Source organism: Variovorax sp. 20P10.2.4 (genome assembly GCF_058244205.1).
Map to the genome: position 1 here is coordinate 1 of NZ_JBZAYE010001102.1, position 1398 is coordinate 1398.

2 protein-coding genes are annotated in these 1398 nt (G+C 69.7%); both read right to left on the reverse strand.

What is annotated here, in order from left to right; all coding sequences use genetic code 11:
* The coding region (locus tag AC27VN_RS41455) for a phosphatase PAP2 family protein (RefSeq protein ID WP_490880508.1) at positions 1-624 on the reverse strand (624 nt) is incomplete at its 3' end.
* A 33-nt stretch (positions 625-657) separates the two neighbouring features.
* The coding region (locus AC27VN_RS41460) for a hypothetical protein (protein WP_490880509.1) at positions 658-1398 on the reverse strand (741 nt) is incomplete at its 5' end.

A 1398-nucleotide genomic window follows, 5' to 3' on the forward strand; every position in this document is an offset into this window, starting at 1 on the left:
CAGCACGAAGCCGCCGCCCACGTCGATCAGCACGTGCTGGCGCACCGCCATGGTCGAGTAGACGATGCCCGCCGCCCACGCGAGGTTGAGGCCGCGCAGCCAGGCGGGCGCGCCCGCGTCGCGCAGCTGGCGTGCGAGCACCACGCAGGCGAACACCGAGAACGAGACGTGCAGCGAAGGAAACGCATTGCCCGCCGAGTCCTTGGTCTTGAGGAAGTGCAGCGTGGTGCCGGGACTGGTGTCGATGGTGAAGTTGGGAATCGCCGTGGGCATGAACCAGAACACGACGAGCGCGATGCTCGTCATCAGCGCGCAGGCCAGCGAGAACGCGAACAGCTCGCGCCGGTCGCGCGAGAACAGTACCGGCAGCGCGATGTAGAGCCACAGCGACAGGTACACCGGCAGCAGCGCGGGCCAGAAGGCGACGAGCCGGTCGATCGGCGTAAGCGGCAGCACCCAGGCCTCGCCCGAATGCCGCATGACCCAGAAGTACAGCGGGAAGAAGCCGATGGTGGCGAGGGTGTTGCCGATCAGCTTGAGCGGCAGCAGCGTACGGCAGCGATCCCGCAACGCGCGCCGCCAGGTCGGCGCGATCGCGGCACTGCCAGCGGAGGAAGAAATCATGGATGCCCGTGGCTGGAGACCAGGGCAGCCACTTTACCCGGCCTTCGCGGTTATGGCCGCGCAGGCATCCGCGCCCGCCGCGAGCGGCACCGACATCAGGGTCTCCCTTAGCGTGAGCAAGACCCGGCGCGCGCACCGCTCGAACACCAGCGATGCGCGTTCGACCCGTTCCGTGCCGCCCTCGAAATAGCGGAAGGTCTTCTGCGTCGCGGCGCCGGCGGGCATCGTCTTGTCGGCCATCGACACGGCGAGCTCGATCGACTCGCGCATCAATGCGCCGGCGACCGCGCGGAACGCGGCGCCGTTGTCCTTGCTCCAGTAGGCCACCGGGTCCGCTTCGGCCGTCGGCGCCGAGACGATCCGGACCACGCTCTCGTACGCCGCGGCGCCAGCCGAGCCCGCGCGCCGCACGCTCACGACGTTGTCGAGCACCAGCGCCTGCTGGTCCTGCGTCAACGAGAACACGGGCGCGCTGTCGACCTGCCAGGCCTGGCCGTCGACACTCGCGGGCGCCGGCGCGCCCTGCGCCAGTTCGGCGTGCGTGTAGGCGGCCAGCAGCTTGCGATAAGGCACCAGCACCTGGTCGGCCTGCTCCTGGAGCTTGGCCTTCTGCGCGCTCTTGGCGGACTCGTTCATCAGGCCATGCACGAGCACCACCGCCAGCAGGCCGGCCGCGCTCGGCGCGGGGTAGAGCATCGGAGCGGCACCGGTGCCTGCGGTATCGAAGTTCTCGGCGCCCCTGAATACGACGGGATCGGCCGCCGGCAACCGGAC